This is a genomic window from uncultured Ruminococcus sp. (genome assembly GCF_946415235.1).
GTDB lineage: Bacteria > Bacillota > Clostridia > Oscillospirales > Ruminococcaceae > Ruminococcus.
Map to the genome: position 1 here is coordinate 1 of NZ_CAMKRR010000050.1, position 19,875 is coordinate 19,875.

At 47.7% G+C, this 19,875-nt stretch carries 18 protein-coding genes and 1 pseudogene; 12 read left to right on the forward strand and 7 right to left on the reverse strand.

The window, feature by feature from the left end:
• A pseudogene (locus Q0R37_RS09815) lies at positions 1-482 on the forward strand (type I glyceraldehyde-3-phosphate dehydrogenase); the annotation flags it as partial.
• Positions 483-699: 217 nt separating this feature from the next.
• Positions 700-1,734, forward strand: coding sequence for a hypothetical protein (locus tag Q0R37_RS09820; protein ID WP_294753902.1), 1,035 nt, complete (start codon positions 700-702; stop codon positions 1,732-1,734).
• Between the two features lie 93 nt (positions 1,735-1,827).
• On the opposite strand, the gene Q0R37_RS09825 is transcribed toward Q0R37_RS09820, so the two are convergent.
• Positions 1,828-2,430, reverse strand: coding sequence for a dockerin type I domain-containing protein (locus Q0R37_RS09825; RefSeq protein ID WP_294753904.1), 603 nt, complete (start codon positions 2,428-2,430; stop codon positions 1,828-1,830).
• 161 nt (positions 2,431-2,591) lie between these two features.
• Positions 2,592-3,197, reverse strand: a complete 606-nt coding sequence (locus Q0R37_RS09830; protein WP_294753906.1) for a hypothetical protein — start codon at positions 3,195-3,197, stop codon at positions 2,592-2,594.
• A gap of 213 nt (positions 3,198-3,410) precedes the next feature.
• Here Q0R37_RS09830 and Q0R37_RS09835 point away from each other — a divergent pair, with 213 nt between their 5' ends.
• The 4 genes from Q0R37_RS09835 to Q0R37_RS09850 all read left to right on the forward strand — a co-directional run bounded on the left by Q0R37_RS09835 (position 3,411) and on the right by Q0R37_RS09850 (position 6,698).
• Positions 3,411-4,172: a GH25 family lysozyme gene (locus Q0R37_RS09835; protein WP_294753909.1), complete on the forward strand. Its 762-nt coding sequence runs from the start codon at positions 3,411-3,413 to the stop codon at positions 4,170-4,172.
• Positions 4,172-5,131: a type I phosphomannose isomerase catalytic subunit gene (locus Q0R37_RS09840; RefSeq protein ID WP_294753911.1), complete on the forward strand. Its 960-nt coding sequence runs from the start codon at positions 4,172-4,174 to the stop codon at positions 5,129-5,131. The genes Q0R37_RS09835 and Q0R37_RS09840 overlap by 1 nt, the downstream gene beginning before the upstream one ends.
• A gap of 13 nt (positions 5,132-5,144) precedes the next feature.
• Complete coding sequence (locus Q0R37_RS09845) at positions 5,145-6,098, forward strand: ROK family protein (RefSeq protein ID WP_294753914.1); 954 nt, start codon at positions 5,145-5,147, stop codon at positions 6,096-6,098.
• A 198-nt stretch (positions 6,099-6,296) separates the two neighbouring features.
• Positions 6,297-6,698 (forward strand): hypothetical protein, encoded by a 402-nt coding sequence (locus Q0R37_RS09850; RefSeq protein WP_294753915.1) that lies wholly within the window; start codon positions 6,297-6,299, stop codon positions 6,696-6,698.
• Between the two features lie 97 nt (positions 6,699-6,795).
• Here Q0R37_RS09850 and Q0R37_RS09855 read toward each other — a convergent pair whose 3' ends face one another.
• Positions 6,796-8,961 carry a substrate-binding domain-containing protein gene (locus Q0R37_RS09855; RefSeq protein WP_294753917.1) on the reverse strand — a complete coding sequence of 722 codons (2,166 nt, stop codon included), beginning with the start codon at positions 8,959-8,961 and terminating at the stop codon, positions 6,796-6,798.
• Positions 8,962-9,238: 277 nt separating this feature from the next.
• Here Q0R37_RS09855 and Q0R37_RS09860 point away from each other — a divergent pair, with 277 nt between their 5' ends.
• Together Q0R37_RS09860 and Q0R37_RS09865 are read left to right on the forward strand one after the other, a co-directional pair.
• Positions 9,239-9,748, forward strand: a complete 510-nt coding sequence (locus Q0R37_RS09860; RefSeq protein WP_294753920.1) for a sigma-70 family RNA polymerase sigma factor — start codon at positions 9,239-9,241, stop codon at positions 9,746-9,748.
• 20 nt (positions 9,749-9,768) lie between these two features.
• Positions 9,769-12,141 carry a beta-propeller domain-containing protein gene (locus Q0R37_RS09865; RefSeq protein WP_294753922.1) on the forward strand — a complete coding sequence of 791 codons (2,373 nt, stop codon included), beginning with the start codon at positions 9,769-9,771 and terminating at the stop codon, positions 12,139-12,141.
• A 51-nt stretch (positions 12,142-12,192) separates the two neighbouring features.
• Here the strand turns inward: Q0R37_RS09865 and Q0R37_RS09870 are convergent, their stop codons facing one another.
• Genes Q0R37_RS09870 through Q0R37_RS09880 form a run of 3 tightly spaced genes read right to left on the reverse strand, consistent with a single transcriptional unit; the run spans position 12,193 to position 13,877 of the window.
• Positions 12,193-12,531 carry a hypothetical protein gene (locus Q0R37_RS09870; protein WP_294753925.1) on the reverse strand — a complete coding sequence of 113 codons (339 nt, stop codon included), beginning with the start codon at positions 12,529-12,531 and terminating at the stop codon, positions 12,193-12,195.
• A 25-nt stretch (positions 12,532-12,556) separates the two neighbouring features.
• A complete protein-coding gene (locus Q0R37_RS09875) occupies positions 12,557-12,925 on the reverse strand; it encodes a hypothetical protein (protein ID WP_294753928.1) in 369 nt (122 codons plus the stop codon).
• 13 nt (positions 12,926-12,938) lie between these two features.
• Positions 12,939-13,877: a calcium/sodium antiporter gene (locus Q0R37_RS09880; RefSeq protein ID WP_294753930.1), complete on the reverse strand. Its 939-nt coding sequence runs from the start codon at positions 13,875-13,877 to the stop codon at positions 12,939-12,941.
• 363 nt (positions 13,878-14,240) lie between these two features.
• On the opposite strand from Q0R37_RS09880, the gene Q0R37_RS09885 reads away from it, so the two are divergent.
• A complete protein-coding gene (locus tag Q0R37_RS09885) occupies positions 14,241-15,593 on the forward strand; it encodes an SLC13 family permease (protein ID WP_294753933.1) in 1,353 nt (450 codons plus the stop codon).
• 37 nt (positions 15,594-15,630) lie between these two features.
• A complete protein-coding gene (locus Q0R37_RS09890; RefSeq protein ID WP_294753935.1) occupies positions 15,631-16,227 on the forward strand; it encodes a cytidylate kinase-like family protein in 597 nt (198 codons plus the stop codon).
• A 46-nt stretch (positions 16,228-16,273) separates the two neighbouring features.
• Here Q0R37_RS09890 and Q0R37_RS09895 read toward each other — a convergent pair whose 3' ends face one another.
• Positions 16,274-18,520 (reverse strand): glycosyl hydrolase, encoded by a 2,247-nt coding sequence (locus Q0R37_RS09895; RefSeq protein WP_294753938.1) that lies wholly within the window; start codon positions 18,518-18,520, stop codon positions 16,274-16,276.
• A gap of 320 nt (positions 18,521-18,840) precedes the next feature.
• On the opposite strand from Q0R37_RS09895, the gene Q0R37_RS09900 reads away from it, so the two are divergent.
• A complete protein-coding gene (locus Q0R37_RS09900; RefSeq protein ID WP_294753941.1) occupies positions 18,841-19,200 on the forward strand; it encodes a hypothetical protein in 360 nt (119 codons plus the stop codon).
• Positions 19,197-19,844, forward strand: coding sequence for an endonuclease III (gene nth, locus Q0R37_RS09905; protein ID WP_294753943.1), 648 nt, complete (start codon positions 19,197-19,199; stop codon positions 19,842-19,844). The genes Q0R37_RS09900 and nth overlap by 4 nt, the downstream gene beginning before the upstream one ends.
• Positions 19,845-19,875: the final 31 nt, after the last annotated feature.

Genomic DNA, 19,875 nt, shown 5'->3' on the forward strand with positions numbered 1-19,875 from the left:
TCCACGCTTACACAGGCGATCAGATGATCCTTGACGGTCCTCACAGAAAGGGCGATTTCAGAAGAGCAAGAGCAGGTGCTGCTAACATCGTTCCTAACAGCACAGGTGCTGCTAAGGCAATCGGCCTTGTTATCCCCGAGCTCAACGGCAAGCTCATCGGCAGCGCACAGAGAGTTCCTGTTCCTACAGGTTCTACAACGATCCTTACAGCTGTTGTTAAGGGTGCAAACGTAACCAAGGAAGGCATCAATGCTGCTATGAAGGCTGCTGCTTCCGAGTCATTCGGCTACAACGAGGATCAGATCGTTTCTTCTGACGTTATCGGCATGAGATTCGGTTCACTCTTCGATGCAACACAGACAATGGTTGCCGAGATCGGTGACGGTCTCTACGAGGTACAGGTTGTTTCATGGTATGACAACGAGAATTCTTACACATCACAGATGGTAAGAACGATCAAGTACTTTGCAGAGCTCGGCTAATAGCTGATATATATGCAATATTGAAGGGCGTTCGTATGAACGCCCTTTTTGTTATATCCGATTGACATTCCTGAGTTGAGAATGTATAATTATAGTAAATCATAATTTATATTTGTAGGGAACGCCGCCCAACAGGCGCCGTTCCCTACATTTCGGGCGGATAATATCCGCCCCTACAATTGGCTAATGGCTAACGGCTGCTAAGAGAGGTGTTCAAATGCAGAATAAATGGAAAAAAGCAGCTGCGGAGCTTCACATGCTCGCAGACAGCTACACGGCAGAAAAACATCTGCCGCCCTCGGAAATACATCAGGACATACTCCTCCGCGCACTGAAGCTCCTCGGCGAAGTATCTCCCGAAGCAAAAGCGGTCATACAGCCGTATCTCGGCACAATGCTACCCTACACCATAACAGCCGATAAAAAGGGCGACCGTGAAAACGGCGCAGGCAGGCACTACTACTGCGGCTGTTCCACAAACGGCACTCCAGTGAAGCCTTTTCGCGGCTATCTGAAAAACGGCAAGGACCTCTTCGCCAAAAGCGCCCGTACTATGTTTGAAGAGGACTACACCATGGCGCTGACCATGTACCAGAGCGGCTTCAAGCCGCAGGGAGCAGTCTATCTCGCCCGCGCCGTTCATATGCTCTCGGATATGTGCTGCCTGCCCCACGCCGCAAAAATGACCTATTTTTCCGCAAAGCGCGATATACATATAAATTATGAGCTCCTTGCCCGCGCCATGTACCCCGAATTCGTCCCCGAACAGCATATAGCTCCCGAGCAGCTCCGCCGTTTCGCTTCACGGAGCAGCTTCTCCTCTGCACTCAATAACAATGCAAAGCTCATATGCAGCGAAATACCGCAGATATTCACAGCGCCCGAAAAGGAGATTATCCACCGTCTTTACGATACGGAAGCCGCCGTGGCTGCCCTCCTTTACCGTTTTTACAGGGATATACAGGTCTCTCCTCAGCGCAGCCACTGCGCCGTAAGCGGCATGACCTGCCGCCCGTTTGCAGATATGCCTGCACTTGAAATAAAAGTTACGGAACGCGGGATAACCTTCATGCTTGACGGTATGACCGTTAATTCCCGCTATGGCAGCGTTTTCAGAGCCGCCCACCGACGCAGCGGACTGTTTACGCTTTCCCCACTCGGCAACACCAAGGGACTTGTCCTGACAAGGGGCGGAAACGGTCTTGTCAGCTTCGATCCCCGTGATGACAGGCAGCTTTTTGCAATTACATAAAAAATTCCCGCAGACCTGATCTGCGGGAATTTTTCTTTGTCACGGAATTATTACTGTAAGGAATAGTTTGTTTTTTAAACTGTATTCATCATATCACTTAGCGGAATTCTGAGCGTATATCCTCAGTGCCTTTGAAGCGTCGACCGAGTCCACCATGCCGTCACCGTTGATATCGCCTTTATAGCGGCATACCAGCTGTCCCGAGGTAATGATATCGGAGCCTGTGCTCTGAACAGCATAATACGAAAGTATGTTGCTCGCGTCAACTGCGTCTATATATCCGTCGCCGTTCACATCGCCCTTTTCAACGCTTTCACTGACTATTGCGGAATAGTACTGCGGCTCAAAATTCTCGATCTTGCAGTCTGTAAAGCTGATAACATACTTCAGGAACAAGGTGCCGTCAGTAAGATTTACTCTGCCGTCCTTGTTGAAATCGCCATACTCAATGACCTTTTTCAGTATCTTGTCTGTAATGCCAAGATTCATGGCATCCGAAGCCTTATCCGTTGTGCTGATAAGATAATACCTACAGAGAAAAGCTACGTCAAGAGCATCTATATAGCCGTCCTCGTTAAAATCATGCTCATCATATTTTGCCTCTGTTACGGGAGCTTCTTCAGCTGCAAAAGCAGCTGTCGGCACAGCGCATAGGACCAATGCCATTGATAACAATGCAGATATGACCTTTCTCATAATCACTCCTCCTCAAAAAATACATCTCTAAAAAGAAACCATAAATCTCTGTAATTTAATAATAACTCAATCCCTGTTACTTTTTCTGCTATATTTTATGAACGAAATGATAATTTTTTGAGTAATGTGTACAAATCAATCTGCATTTTACTACTTGTATATTATTTCTCTACCGAGTTGGCAGCATACTGCTTCAGTATAAGCGAGGCATCCGCCGAGTCCACCATTTTGTCCCCGTTCATGTCACCATTGTGACGGGCACCAAGCATAACAGCTGTATAAAAAGGAGCTCCCGTACTTGTCAGTGCATAGTATCTCAGCACATTGCCTGCGTCAACGGCGTCTATGATGCCGTCAGCATCCGCATCTCCGACCTGAACAGTGCTGCTCATTGTCTTTACCACATCTCTTAAATCGGTAATGGTGTTGAATTCTATCCTGCATTCGGTATTAGCCTTCATATAATTGTAAATGGCAAGACATTCGTCCCTGTCGACTTTCTTATCTTTGTCAAGATCTGCGTATTCAAGGACATTATTCTCTATCTCAGCAGTAAATCCGTAGTTTTCAAGCCCGCCGACCGCAGCGCTGTACTGAGGCTGCGAGACCGCCGCTATATAGAAAACGTCATATGTATCGACATAGCCATCGCTGTTTACATCGCAGGCAGCAAATTTCTCGGGGGTGATTTCCGTATCCGCATAAGCATTTGTGGGAACTGCGGATAAAAGCAAGGCAGCTGCAATAATTGATGATATCTTTTTCATTGAAAAAACTCCTTTCAGGCTCATATAGATACTATTGTAGCACAAGCAGATATTTTTTTCAAGACTGAAAAAAATATCTCTTCTGTAAAAAAACTGTTGACTATTTCGGGATTTTAGTTTATTATATTATTGTATGACTTTCCGTACAGCGGAAATCAAGTTTTACCGCTACGTAATACGTGAAAGCGGTCCACGGGAGTTGTTTCCTATAATATGCATACGATAAAACGCAATATCCTCTGCACGCTCACAGGCGGCATCCTTACGGCAGCCGCTGCGGCAGCAGCTCTGTTTTTCTCCTCGGCTAAGGTAAATACTGCGAAATACCCTGTTTTCGGCGTCGATGTATCAAACTATCAGGGCGATATCGACTGGAACGAGCTTGAAGCGCAGAATGTCTCCTTTGCCTTTATAAAGGCGACAGAGGGCAGCGGCCACACCGATGAATCTGTCCGCCGCAATCTTGATAGAGCTGCGTCAACAAATATAAAGGTATCGGCTTACCACTTCTTCAGCTTTGACAGCGCAGGCGAAACTCAGGCGGATAACTTCATTTCCGCAGTTGACCGAAGCGAGATAGATATGCCGCCCGTCATAGATATAGAGTACTACGCCGACAAGCGCAGGAACAAGCCCTCAAGGGAGGAAACAGAGAACATACTCAGTCCGCTCCTGAAAAGGCTGGAGGAATATTACGGCGTAAAGCCTATGATATATACCACCCTGCCTGTTTATTACAGGTATATCAGAGGGAGCTTCGCGGACTATCCTCTGTGGATAAGATGCGTGAACTGCGAACCCGACCTCATTGACTGGAAGTTCTGGCAGTACAGCGACAAGGGCACACTCACAGGCTATATCGGCGATGAAGAGCATATAGACCTGAACGTATATAACGGCTCTTTCGAGGATTTTAACAGGGAATTCTCAGTATCACGCGAAAAAGCGGATATTTCCCAAGGAAAGGCAGAATAATGAGACCATTTTTACTGAAAGCACCTATAAAAGACTATATCTGGGGCGGTACAAAGCTCCGTGAGATTTTCGGAAAGGAAAGCGGACTTGAACGCCTCGCCGAGAGCTGGGAGCTCAGCTGTCACCCCGACGGCGAGTGTATCATAGACGGCGGCGAGTTTGACGGAATGAAGCTCAGCGAGTTCGTATCCGCTCACCCCGAGGCTGTCAGCAGCAGCTTTAAAAGCGGGGACAGCTTCCCCGTTCTTGTAAAGCTCATCGACGCAAAGAACGACCTCTCCGTACAGGTACACCCAAACGACGAGTACGCTCACAAATACGAAAACGACAACGGCAAGACCGAGATGTGGTATATCATTTCCGCAGATCAGGGAGCTGAGCTGGTATACGGCTTCAAGGACAGGATAACAAAGGAGGAATTCCGCCGCGCTGTTGAGGACAACGCCCTCATGGACAAGGTGAACCGCGTTCCTGTAAAGCAGGGCGACGTTTTCTTCATAGAGCCGGGCACTCTCCACGCTATCGGCAAGGGCATACTCATAGCCGAGATACAGCAGAGCTCAAACGTGACCTACCGTGTATACGACTACGGCAGAGTCGGAGCCGACGGCAAGCCGAGACAGCTCCATGTGGAAAAAGCCCTTGAGGTAACAAATACCGAGCCTGCCGACCACCGCAGACCTGTCTATGGTATGGAGCTTGACGGAGTAGTAACTCAGCTCCTTGCAGACTGCAATTACTTTATCGTAAACCGCCACAGGATAATAAAGGAAGCCGAATTCGCAGCTGACAAAAGCTCCTTTGCTCATATCCTTATTATAGGCGGAAGCGGCGGAGAGCTTGTCGCCGACAACTATAAGCTCGAACTGAAAATGGGCACAAGCGTTTTCGTTCCCGCAGGAACAGGCGCATTTGCTATAAAAGGAAATTGTGACGTAATAATCACCACAATTCCGTAAGGAGGATATAAAAATGAAATATTACGTAGGAATCGACCTGGGCGGTACAAATATCGTTGCAGGCGTAGTTGATGAGAAATACAACATCATCGCAAAGGCAAGCACAAAGACAAACTGTCCCCGCCCCGAAAAGGAGATCGCGGACGATATGGCAAGAATGGCGATAGAAGCTGTTAAAAATGCAGACCTTACCATGGATCAGATCGAGTGGATAGGCGTTGGCACTCCGGGTATCGCCAACAGCGAAAAGGGTATCATCGAGTACTCCAACAACCTCGGCTTTAAGAATACTCCAATGGTGAAGTACATACAGGAGACTATCGACAAGCCAGTATTCATCGAGAATGACGCCAATGCAGCCGCATACGGCGAATTCGTTGCAGGCGCAGCAAAGGGAGCAAGGAACGCAGTATGCATCACTCTCGGAACAGGCGTAGGCGGCGGAATAATCATTGACGGAAAGATATACTCGGGCTCAAACTTCGCAGGCGCCGAGATTGGCCATACAGTTATCGAGGTAGACGGAGCACAGTGCTCATGCGGCAGAAAGGGCTGCTTTGAAGCTTATTCATCTGCTACGGGACTTATCCGCATGACAAGGGAAGCTATCGCAGAGCATCCCGACTGTATCATGGCTCAGTCCGAAAAGGAAAAGGGCAAGGTAACAGCACGTACCTCCTTTGACTGCATGAGGGCAGGCGACAAGTACGCAAAGGCTGTTGTTGACAAGTACATCAAGTACCTTGCAGCAGGCATCACAAATACCATCAATATCTTCCAGCCCGATATACTCTGTATCGGCGGCGGCGTGTGCAATGAGGGAGATCCCCTGCTCCTGCCTATGAAGGAGCTCGTTGCAAAGGAAGTATATACCCGCAATTCCGAGAAGAACTGCGAGATCGTTATTGCCAAGCTGGGCAACGACGCAGGCATAATCGGAGCAGCCTTCCTCGGCAAGGCTAAGTAATAGAACTCAGAGCTAAGAGCTAAGTAGGGGCGGCGTTCCGCCGCCCGCTGACAACACATTGAAAGAAGCCATAGCATTTACTGTGCTATGGCTTTTTTGTTGACAAATCGGCTCTGCGGATTTATAATGTAACTAAGACATTTCAAAAACGCAGGTGACCGCAATGGTGATATACGAAAAAGAAAAGGCAGGTAATGTATGGATAACGCAAAAAGGCTCGAACTGAACAAAAACGGCAGTATCCTTATCTTTGAGGTCGTGAATGAGCTCAACTGGTGCACGGTATCATTCAAAAACGATTCGGGCACTATAAAGCTCGGCGCGGAAAATGTGACAAGACTATGCAGGAGAATTATCGAAAAGCTTTCGGATATACGCAATAACAAGCCTTTTGTGCTGAATGATAAGGAAATGTATACCATAACTCCTCTTTTTGAGGGACACAGCACTCTGATATACAGTATGCTCGGCGGCGCTGAGATACAGCTCTTATACGGCGACGACAAGCTTCAGATAAGTCCCCTTTTTTCACTCACGAAAGAAGAAAGAGAAGCATTTCTGGAAAAAGCTGCAGCTTTCAGCGCAGAATACAGCCGCTGATATGACAAAAAGCCCGAAAGCATTCAGTTTTCGGGCTTTTATGGTTTATGTGTGTATTTCTGTACGGGCGCACACTGTGCGTCCCTGCTACTCACTTTTATTTGGTCATATTGCGGTACTGATTGGGCGTTACTCCCACCGTTGCAAGGAACTGGCGCAGGAAGTACTTGCTGTCAACGTAGCCGCACTGCTCGGCTATCTCAGTCATACTCAGCGGAGTTACCATAAGACAGTAGGTCGCCTTTGCCATTCGTGCGTTTATGCAGTCCTTGTGTATGCTGACGCCGAAGCATTTCTTGTACACCTCACGGAGATGTCCCGCGCTGTAGGGATAGAGCTTCTGGAGCTTATCCGACTCAAAGCTGTCCTGAGGGTTGCTGTAGATATAGCTCCTTATGCTGAGCATATCCTCATAGTGAGGTCTCATACGCATCTCCATCTGCTCGCACTGGCGCTGGGCAAGTATATCCGAGCAGGTGCCTATGGTGCGCGTATATGACTTTTCCGTACATTTCAGCGCAGCTATAACGAAGGAGTCAAGCCCGTACTGCTCCAAGTACACATTATGCTGGAGCATTATGGAGCTGAGTCTGTTTTCAAGGAGCCCGATATCCATTTCGCCCTGTATCAGACAGGCAAAGGTGTTGTCATTGACTCTGCCGCAAATATCGTTGCTGCCGCAGAACTGCTTTACAGCCTCCGCGGCGTCCATAATAGCAGGTATCTTGCCGTTGAGCTCGTAAAATCCCGCATTGGATATGCCTATCCTCATCATTACAAGAGTAAACTCCTGCTTTGTGATATCAAGTGTATGATAAGCCTTTCTCATGCCCGTTTCATTGTACATACCCGTTAGGGTATCGCGCAGGTCGGAAAGGTTCTGGCACTGTGTAAGGTACTGGATATCGTTTTTCATACGCAGGAACTCAAGTCCGTTTGAGACGGATTTCAGCCAGTTCCTGTAGATATCGTCATAGGTATCGGGATCGTGATACTTCAGCACGAGATATCCGAAAAGCCTGTCATTGAAGAAAAGCGGATTGAAATAGTATATTGCAGGCTCATAATTCCTTGCAAGAAGTGCGGAAAAGTTATACCTCTGCATATCAAAGGGAGTCCTGTCCTCCCAGTTGACCATGCTCTGACATGAGAGTATATCGCTCAGCTCCGCATCGGAGTCGTACCAGTTCTTGTAAAGGCAGAGATAAAAGCTCTGTATGCCGCGCACCTGCCAGTGGAACGTGCCGCATATATCCGTGAATTCGCTGAGGGTACGGCACTCCGTCAGCTTCTGATCCAGAGGATTGAAGAGGTTCCAGTTATCGTAATCCTTTTTGGCTCTTGCGTTTTTAAGCTCACCCGCATAAAATCTTCGGTCAGCTCCGCAGGTACAGCTGGTGCCGCATATTATCTCGCCCTTAGGAGGCGCAAAGAGGAACTCTCTGTTCTTTATGCGGCTGTAGACCATATTCGCCGCGTCCTCGCCTATAGTTTCGCGGTTCCTTTTATATGTTGTAAGCACAGGAGTATGCATGAACCTGTCGCCCACATATTCATATCCGACAACGGTAACGTCCTCGGGGACCTTTATCTCCAGCTCGTCGAACTTGTCGATAAGTCCGTAAGCCATATAGTCATTGGCACAGACTATCGCCTGCGGCAGCCTGAGCTCTCCGCTGTAATAGCGCTCTGCAAGCTCGGCGCCCGAATTCATCCAATAGTTGCCGTAGTGTACGCGCTTTTCGTCGTACTCTATACCGTGCTTTTCCAGAGACTTCCTGTAGCCGTTCACTCTCATCCCCGATGCTTCTATAAAATCGTAGCCCGTGAGTATGTCTATCTCCTTGAAGCCGTGCTTTTCCACAAGATGATCCGTCAGGTCCTCTATGTCATTCTCATCGCTTGTATTGATAAAGGTACACTGAGGGAAGTCGAGCTCCTTCACATGAGTTCCCACAATTACGATCGGGACGCTCTTTCGCATAAGGAGATCTGCTATCAGCTTTTTGAGATCCTCATTGACAAATGATTCTGATATAACGATAAGACCGTCGAGCTCGTCGGAAAGTATCAGGTCATAGACCTTGTTCTCGCAGAAAAGCTCCTTTTCACGGATATTAGGGTTATAGTTATTGGAAAAGACAATGGTATCGACCCCCACGCACTGGTTGAATCTTGCAATTCCCTTGATGATCTGACGCTGCTCTATGCTGTTCGCCTCAGCCGTCACAATGCCGATCATCATTCTCTTTTTTCTTACCAAAATTCCCACTCCTTGATCCTTATCTATCGGTTTGGGTCCAGACAATATATAAGAAGTTACCATAATTATACATTATTTATTAAGAATTGTCAATGAAGTTTTCCGCATTTTTTCCACCTGTAGGGTATTTTTATGGGTTGCGGCAAGGATCAGTGTCATTCTGAACAATCGAAATCATCATTTTTTGTATAAAGTGACTTTTTTATTTTTCCCATGCAGCAAAACAGCTCCTACATGACACATATGTTATGAATTCGAATTCAAAGGAGGTATCTCTATGAACGATCTTTCAGAAGATGTCAGGCTCGCAGGTGAAGGAGACACCGAAGCCTTTTCACGGCTCTATTCCACCGTTTACGAAGACCTTTATCATATAGCGCTTTACAGTCTCAGAAATACACATGACGCAGCAGACGCAGTGAGCGACACCGTCCTTGACGCCTTCAGGAGCATAAAGAAGCTCCGCAGCCCCGAAAAGTTCCGCAGCTGGATAATGACTATACTCGCTGCAAAGATAAAGCGAAAGCAGCGTACATACTTTGAGCCTGCGGACAACATAGAGGACATACCTCAGCTTTCCGACAGCTTCAGCTATGACTCAGTAGAGCTCCGCGAAGCTGTGGGAAAGCTGGACGACGAATCGAAGCTGCTGCTCTCCATGTCGGTGCTTGGCGGCTACACAAGCGACGAGATATCGTCACTGTGCGGTATAAAGCCCACTACTGTCCGTTCAAAGCTGTCAAGGATAAAGCAGAAGCTGCGCCTTGAGCTGACACCTGAAATATGACCCATGAAAGGAGAATGTTTATGAACAACGACGACAAGCTCAGAGAGCAGATGAAGTCAGCGCCCGTTCCCGACGAGCTCAGACCCGAAAATATAAAGATAATGCTCGATAATGAAGCTTCAAGGAAAAAGAGAAGCGGCATTTCCATGGCGGGCCGTATAGCTGCCGCAGCGGCAGCCTGCGCGGTAATAGGCGGAACTGCCGTATATACAATGAACAACCGAAAGATAAATGATAAGCTTGACAAGAACAATACCTCTGCTCACTGCAACAAGCCCACATCAGTCACAGTTCCGACCACAGAGCTCAAAACCACAGAGGACGGCACGGAGGTCAAAAAGCTTGCAAGCTACATGAGCGGAGCAAAGAGCTACAGACAGGTATATACCATGTTCAAGAAGGCTTCCGAGGAAGCAGCTGCCAACGCGAACATATACGGATACGATGAAGAAGAGCGCGTGTTTGAAGCTGCCGTTGATGCCGAGCCCGCAACATCTGCCGCTTCTTCCGACGATGGCATGAATTCAGGAGCAGAGACTTCTTACGGTATCGGCGGCGGCGGAGAGGAGCTTCACGAAACTCCCGTAACAGAAAAAAAAGAGGATACTGCGGAAGCTCCCGATGATGCAAAGAAGGAAGCTACAACAGAGTCTGCAAGTGAGGACTCCCCCGAGCACTCCGAGACCTACTATCAGGAACAGGATGTTCTCGAAGCCGATATCGTCAAGACAGACGGAAAGCATATCTACTACCTCGGCAACGAAATGGGTGAAAACTATTCATCGGCTCCCGTTCTGCGTACTGTAAATGCAAAGGACGGAAGGTTCACGGGCAGCACTTCCATAAATATATGCGATACCGCAGGCTTCGAGGACAACGGCTACAATGTCAGCGCTGTTGATATGTTCATCTACAACGACATGATAGCCATAATCGGCAATAACAACAACTCCAATTTCTACTGCGGCATCGACAGCCGTGCCTATGAGAGCGAAACACCGTTCACATTCGCAGCGTTCTACACCACAGGCGACGAGCCCCAGCTCATAGACGTATACAAGCAGGACGGCTACTACAACGACGTAAGGATATCTCCCGACGGATATATGCTCCTTACCTCGACATATACCACCGCATACTTCGGAAATATCGACGGAAGCAAGGACACAGGAAATTATATCCCCTGCTGCGGCTTTGCTGAAAACTATAAAATGATACCGCCCGAGGATATACTTCTCCCTGCCGAGGGCTTCGGAAGCACAAATATCCTTTCGTATTCCGTTATCGGCAGCCTTGACCTCAATAATACGGGAGCTCCCGCGGAAAAGGACAGAAAGACTCTCGCAGGCTATGCAGGCAGCATCTACTGCTCGGCAGACAATCTCTATACAGCTGCGATGAGCGATAAAAACACCACGGATATCACGCGCATATCCATAAGCGGCGGAGATATAGTCCCCATGGCAGGCACCAACATAGAAGGCTATGTAAAGGATCAGTTCTCCATGAGCGAGTACGGAGGCTGCTTCCGTGTTGCAGCAACATACAATCAGTTCAGCGAGGTATATCACACATACGCAGATGACAGTGACGCAGGCTATTATACCTACGAAACGATCAAAAAGGATACCCGTGTTTATGTCCTTGATATGGATATGAACATGGTAGGCAAAATAGAAGGTCTCGGCGAGGGCGAGGAGCTCAAATCCGCAAGCTTCAGCGGAAATATGGCTTACGTTGTGACCTTCCGGCAGACAGACCCGCTGTACGCAGTTGATCTCAGTGATCCCGCAAATCCCGTACTTCTTGACGAGCTGAAAATAAACGGTTTCAGCACTTATATGCAGCAGTGGGACGACGGACTGCTTATCGGCTTCGGTCAGGACGCAGACGACGACGGCAGCATCACAGGCATAAAGCTCACACTTTTCGACAACTCCGATCCCAATGATCTTAAGGCAGCAGATACGTATACATGGAGCTTTCCCAGGAATGACGACACCTTCTGGACAGACCTCACAGGCAAGAGCTACGAATACTTCACCTCGATAGCATTATGGGAAAGAAAGGCTCTGCTCATAGCTCCGGAGAAAAATATCATAGGCATACCGATAGATCACAGCAAGGTGACCTACGGAGAGCGTCAGGGTGAATACGGCGGCTGGGACAGCAACAGCGTTGAAACATATCAGTATGTATTCTTCGGCGTTGAGGACGGCAGGCTTGTAAGGAAGGGCGATATCACAGAAGTCTATAACGGCTGGGATTACGGCAATATAAACAGTTTCAACCGCGCAGTATATATAGGCGACTATGTTTACACGCTCTCTTCCAAGAAGTTCGTAGCAGCGGATATAGATACGCTCGAGATCACCGACGAACTCACATTCTGATACTATCAATACCAAAGCCCCGAGGCTAAGCCTCGGGGCTTGATTTTTACTTTATGCTTTCATATTAAAGAGCAGCGAAAACATTATCGGTAAAACAGAGAAGCTGCATGGAAGAACGAAAAACGATATTATACCCAACACCAGATAGATCTTTCCGCTTTTCGCTTTGCCTGTACTTAACTGTATCGCCCCCAATATAATACCTGCCATTGGTATAATGAACGACAATATTATCAGCAAAAGCTCTGTCTTATCTTCCCCCTGATTAAGAAGCTGTCTGTTCTGCACAGGAGGGCTTACTTTCGGGATCATGTGTTCTATGTAAGAATCACAGTACGGACATCTTTCTTCTTTTTCGGATATTGAAGCTGCACAATGAGGACAGGTCATTTAATCTCCACCTTTCAAAACATGATCACGATATCATTACCACAAATAATAAAGGGATAAGCATAAAAATCATAAACAGGATCAGGCTTATGCCAAAGCTTATGGCAGCTGCGATAAGATAAGCTCTTCCTGCTCTTTTTTCATTATTTCCGAGACATATCAAGCCGATTATGAGCCCTGCGATCGGTATGATGGCCGAGAGTACCACAAGCGCGGTCTCGGGAGGCTGCACGGACGGATCGAAATAATAGGGCGGCACATTATTATAGAAATACGGAGGCGGGATTTGTCCGTGAAACTGCGTTTTCGGCTGTACAGCAGGATTTGGTGCTTTGCAGAAAGGACAGCAGGGCTGCCTGTCATCGAACATTGAACCGCATTTTGTACAGTACATAATGCTCCCTCCTTTATCTTACGAATAAATATGCCGTATATCCTGCGTACACCGCAAGCATTAGAGCTCCGTGCCAACGGACGAGCTTCTTTTTCGGCGCACAGAGCAGAAGCACAAGCAGGCTCATAGCAATGAGAACTGTTGTATCAATGGTATTCTGCAGTGTAAACGCGATAGGCGATATGGTCGAAGCGATACCCAGTACGAAAAGGATATTGAATATATTTGAGCCCACAACATTTCCGAGAGCCATATCCACCTCTCCCTTACGTGCCGCAACTATAGAGGTCACAAGCTCGGGAAGGCTCGTTCCGAGGGCTACGATAGTCATACCTATGAGGTTATCGGACATTCCGAAGGCACGGGCGATATCGGAAGCTCCCTCGACGACCATTTTGCCGCCGGCCGCAATAGCCGCACCGCCGCCGGCTATGCACAGCAGGCACTTCCACACGGGCATTATCTTATACTCTTCCTCGTCGGCACCGTTACCTGCGTCACGGGCTTTTTTCGCAGAGCTTATCATCATGTACAGGAACACCGCAAACAGTGCGAGCAGCAGGATACCGCCCCAGCGCTGAACTGTTCCCGTTACTGCGCCAAGCGCAAGGAGAACTCCCGCGACTATTACCGAAAATGGCAGGTCTTTTTTCAGGGTGTCCCTGCCTATTGCCATAGGGCACAGCACCGCACAGACTCCGCAGACCACCATGAGGTTGAAGATGTTCGATCCCACGGCATTGCTTATGGCGAGATCGTTTTTCCCCAGCACCGAAGCGCTGACGCTTACAGAAGTCTCGGGGAGGCTTGTCCCCATAGCGACTATGGTCATTCCTATGATAAGCGACGGTACTCTCAGCCGTTTCGCCACAGCCGAGCTTCCGTCCACGAAAAAGTCAGCGCCCTTTATCAGCAGGACAAAGCCGCCGACCAGCAAGATATATTTAAGCATTACAGGTCTCCTAACAGCAGTCATGGTTTAGAAAAGGTTCATAAGAACTCGTTACAAGCTCTTTTGCTCCGTAACTGCTTATCTTATTATACCACATATTTTTACTTATTGCAATACCTATCGACAGACTTAACAAAAAAAATCGTTATATTTGACAAATAGGCAATATTTCTCCAAAAATGAGATTGTTGCCAAAAAAAACAAGAATTGCCTTGAATTACATCATTAATTGTGCTATAATTCGTGTTGACCGAATGACCTTAAATGCTTCGGCAGAAAGAAATATAATATATGTATTTTATTTCCTGTAAGCTCAGGAAATTTATTTTGGCGGTCTTATCCGCTATTTTTTCGGAGGTTTATATGTCAGCAGCACAGATCTTCGCCGTGATAATCTTCGTGGGAATGTTCATCATGATCGTTCTCGACAAGATAGAGCGGCACTACGTCACCCTCGGCAGCGGTTTGCTCACTCTTGTTGTCGTTTTCGGAATTTGTATGCGAAGCGGTACAGCCATCATGGATACCCTTGCGCTAAAAGACTTTGCCACCAAGGAATTCTGGTATCAGGTCACTGAAAGCGAGAGCAAGGGCATAAACTGGGCGACGATAATATTCATCGCAGGTATGATGGTCATGGTAGAGGGAATGGCCAAGGCGGGCTTTTTCCGATGGCTCTGCATGAAGATAGCCTACCTTGTAAAGTGTAAAACGGTCCCTATCTTCATCACATTCATGATAATGTCAGCCGTACTCTCAATGTTCATCGACAGCATCACCGTTATCATGTTCCTTGCAGCCGTTACTATCGAGCTTGCGTCACTTCTCAAATTCAATCCCGTACCTATGATACTCTCTGAGATATTCTGCGCGAACTTAGGCGGTTCGGCAACAATGTGCGGAGACCCGCCGAATATCATAATCGGTACTTCACTGGGCTTTTCGTTCTTTGACTTCCTTACAAATACAGGACTTTGCGCCGCGATCTCACTTGCGGTCTCGGTCATCTTCCTCTATTTCGCATTCCGCAAGGAAATAACAGGGGGCAAAGGCGAGGCAGTTGATATGAGCAAGTTCCCCAAGCCCTCGGAGGCTATCACAAACAAAAGGGACTTCATAATAAGCAGCATCATCTTCGGACTTGCCGTGCTGCTCCTTGTAACTCATGCAACAACTCACCTCACGGTTGCGACCATTGGTCTTTTCATAGCAGCAGTTACCCTTATCGCTTTCGGCAAACACGCCCGCGAGCTCATAAAGAAAGTAGATTACAAGACCCTTCTGTTCTTCATCGGTCTTTTCGTTGTTGTCAGCGGACTTGAAGAAACAGGCATACTTAAAAAGATCGCAGACTTCATCGGCAATATCAGCGACGGCAACGTAATGCTCATGATAGCTATCATACTCTGGGTATCAGCTATCGCCAGCGCTTTCGTGGACAATATCCCCTTTGCCGCAACTATGGTGCCTATCATACAGAGTCTTGCAGAGTCCTCGGGAGTTCCTATCTCCACTCTCGCATGGGCACTGGCTATGGGTACGGATATCGGCGGCAGCGCTACACCTATCGGAGCTTCCGCAAACGTCGTGGGAACCTCCGTTGCACAGAAAAACGGCTACCCTATAGGCTGGGGAAGATACTGCAAGCGTCTTGCTCCCGCAACAGTAATAGTACTTGGCATATCAACGGTATATCTTTTCGTAAGATACCTTTGATAACATAAAACGGATATTATAAAAAGGAGGAATACTCATGTCACAGTTTATCATTTCAGTAGGTCGTGAATTCGGAAGCGGCGGACGTCATATCGCCGAGGAGCTCGCAAAGCGCTTCAATATACCGCTCTACGACCGTCACCTCATCACGGAGATCGCTGCAAAAACAGGACTTACTCCCGAAGAGATCGAAAAGTACAACGAAAAACCGAAGAATCATCTGCTTTCCCGCAGAGTAAACGGCTTCAGCAACTCCATCGAGGACAACATAGCTGAAATGCAGTTCAACTTCCTGAGAGAAAAGGCTGCCAGCGGCGAATCCTTTGTAGTTGTGGGAAGATGCTCGGAAACAAAGCTCCGCGATTTCAAGTGCCTTATATCACTGTTCATACTGGGTGACATGAGCGAAAAAATAAAGCGCGTAATGAATGTTTACGAGCTTTCGGAGGATAAGGCAAAGGCTCTTATCGACAAGAAGGACCGCAAGAGAAAGCGTTATCACAACTATCACTGTGAAGGCCACTGGGGCGACTCAAGGCTTTACGACCTCAGCATCAACAGTTCACGCCTCGGTATCGACAGAACTATCGACACACTTGAGCAGTATGTGAAGTCAAGGATAACCGAAGAATAAAAAGCCACTGAAAATAAAAAGCTGCACTTTATGTGCAGCTTTTCTTTTATAAATTCGGATTAAGCGTCGTTATCTTATTGAGCAGGAACTCCTGTATCCTGAGCGCGTCGTTTGAGGTAATACCCTCGCTCGTCTTGTCAACGTCCGCAAGGTATTCGCCCTCCTCTGTGATATGGCGCTCGTCCGTGCCCTTTATTCCGTACTTGTTTGGATTTGCCAGAGACTGCATTATAAGCACCGCATCGCTCATATCAACTGTATCGTCGCAGTTTGCGTCGCCGTACATCGGCGGCTCAAGAGCACCTCCCATGAAGTAGTGCAACTCGCAGCTGTCGATAGTGTAGGGCTGGTCAACAGCCTTTTCGGTTACAGAGTTCCAGACATTGGACCACCATACCTGCACCTCGCAGGTCTTGAAAGCGCCCATCATTTCATTGAGGTCAACATGAACTGTGAGCTTACCGTCCTTGTCCGCATTGCCTTTCCACTCGATGTTCTTCCAGTCGTCCGCAGTAGTTCCGAAGCCGACAGCTCCGCCTATGGAAGCATTTGGAGCACCCGTAAGGTCTATCTGCATCTCCATTCCCACAGCAAGCTTCGGTACATCGGGTATAGTTACCGACTTCTTCTGTATCTCGAACTTATACGCTGTAGTGGTCGTAGTTGCATTCGGGTCGGAAGTAGTTGTAACCGTAGTCGTTGTGGTGCTCGTGGTAGTTTTGGACGGATCGGGGGGAGTGACGCCGTCCTTCTTGTAGAGATCCTTGGGGAGCTCATCAAGAGTTATGCAGTAATCGCTCTGATACATGGCGATAGTATCTTCCTTTGTATTGAAGGTAGGATTTGACAGGAAGTTGTTATCATCGCTTCCGCCGTCATACCATGTACAGAAGTAGAGCCAGCCTGCTTTTTCCTCCTGCATCTTGTCGGGAGTCGAGAAGCAGTCATTCTCTGCAAGGGATATCATTTTCGCACTGTCGTACTTTTCCATTATACCGTAGAATGTAGACGAGAAGGGGCTGTCATTGTGATAGTACCTTGCACTTCCTGTTGACCAGTCCGTACAGCTGTACTTGTCATAGCCTATGATATCAACATAAGCGTCACCGGGGTACCAGTCCTTGGAAGTTGCGAAGTTGTAGCTGTTCCACTCCCATATTAGGTTATGGCAGTTCAGCTCGTTGGTGAGAGTCTCGTAGGTGTATATCCACAGCTTCTTATAAGCGGCAGAGCCTTCCCTGCCCCACCAGAACCATGAACCGTTCTCACCGCCGCCGCCCTCGGCTTCGTGAAGAGGTCTCCATATTACAGGGATACCTTCCGCCTCGAGCTTGTTGAACTCCTTTGCAAGGGTCTTGAGAGTTGAGAGGTAGTACTCGTTTTCCTTAGTGCCTGCCGTCGCAGCCTTTGAGGGTGAAAAATCTGTGTCCTTTGCTGTGTAGGTCGATGCCGACCAGTCCATCTTGGTACCGATAGTATAGTTTGCGAAATCCTTCGGCACGTTGATGTGATAGGAAGCGGTAGCGATACCGCCCTTGTTCTTTACCCAGTCGATGATACGGTCCGTAGAACCGTCGTCACTGCCGTAGAGAGGGCAGCAGAAATTACCGTAATCAAAGCCTCTGATAGCAGGATAATGTCCCGTGGTGTCCTTGAGGTACTCGAATTCGGTCTCGAGACCGTGAGGGCCGCCGCTGTATATCTCCTGCTGACCTGAGATTATATGACTGCCGTAATTTTCGGCAAGGTAAGACATAAGGCTCTGTGTCTCCACTGTAGCCAGCTGATCGCAGGGGGTCACCTGCTTAGCTTCTATCTTAGCGTCGGACATAGGCTCAGCCGTGAGGTAGTCGAACTGCGACCAGCCCCATGACTTTTCGATGACTATTGAATTCTTTCCTGCTTTAAGCGGTATGGCAGTAAGCTCGACAGCCTGATAGTCGTCGCCCTGCGGTATACCAACAGCACCCTGTGACGAGCCGTTTACGCTGAGATTTTGCTGCTTGTCCGTACCGATACCGAAAGCATAGAACGTCAGCCTGTAAGGGCCGCCCTCCTCAACTGTGACGTTCAGCGTGATAGTACCGCTGTCCGTCATTTTGAGCGCGGAACCGCCGCTTGCATTCGAGTCCTTTTCCACTGTAACGTCACCTGTGATCTCAGCGTCCTCGAACTCGAACTTCAGCGGTTCGCTTGCAGCTGTTACAGCCGAAGTGCTGTATACAGTGCAGTTTAGCAGCATCGCCGCAGACATTGCCGCAGCACCTGCTTTTCTGAACAATGATGTTCCCATATTTTAATACCCTCCTGAAAGAAGTGAAGATCTTGGTTTGAAAGCATATGTTACTTTAATTATACAATAATTTCAGTAAAAATCAATAATAAGTTCGGAATGTTTTCATATCATTAATTATTTTCGTATACACGCACAATCGGAAGCCGCTTTTTTAAGCAATTGCTCCAACTGTGTATTAAATTATACTTAAATTATCACATTGAAGCACCGGTGTTTTAATATTGCAGATCTGCGGCAAAAAATGTTGACAATTTTGCTAAAAAGGTGTATAATTTCATTGGAGTTTCGTTTACTTTGTGCATGGGATGGTGATATGAATGACCGAATATCTTACAAATTACATGAAATACATAGAGGATAAGCTTGAAAAGTGCAGTACTTCATCGGAGGTCGACGAGGTACTTGCCGAACATCTTGATAAGATAAAGTTCATGCAGCACGAAAGGATAGTACATTTCCTTGTTACCATGCTGTTTTCGATAGTACTGACGGTTTTTATCGCGGTGCTTATTTTCACGCCGAATATACCGTCGCTCCTGCTTGTGACGATAATACTCGTTCTTCTCATATTCTACATAAAGCACTACTATTTCCTTGAAAATACGGTGCAGAAGATGTACAAGGTATATGACAGCATCCTCGAAAAGCAGAGAAAATTCAGGACGGACTCAGAATGACAAAAAAGGAAATAGCAAAGCTTGCGGTGCAGGAGCTTGAAAAGCTCTACCCCGACGCCTCCTGCACACTTAACTATACAAAGCCCTATGAGCTGATGTTTGCGGCTCGGCTCGCAGCGCAGTGCACCGACGCAAGAGTGAACATCGTTACGGAGACGCTCTTCAAAAAGTACCCCAGCCTTGAAGCCTTTGCAAACGCGGATATATCCGAGCTCGAACAGGACGTAAAGCCCTGCGGCTTCTATCATAACAAGGCAAAGAGCCTTAAGGAAATGGCTTCGCAGCTGATAAACGACTTCGGCGGAGAGGTCCCCGACAATATGGACGATCTTCTGAAGCTTTCGGGAATAGGCAGAAAGACCGCCAACCTTATGCTGGGCGACGTTTTCGGGAAGCCCGCAATGGTAACCGATACTCACTGTATCCGAATCACGGGCAGGCTTGGACTTACCAAAAACAAGGAGCCCGCAAAGGTGGAAAAGGATCTTGTGAAGCTCATACCGCCTGAGGTGTCCTCGGATTTCTGCCACAGGACGGTTGAATTCGGACGGGATATATGCAATGCCCGAAAGCCGAAATGCGAAGAATGTCCGCTTAATTATTTTTGCAGATACTATAACGATAAATCAAAATTTACGCATTGATTACGCCAACCCAAAAGGAAGGGATTCCAAA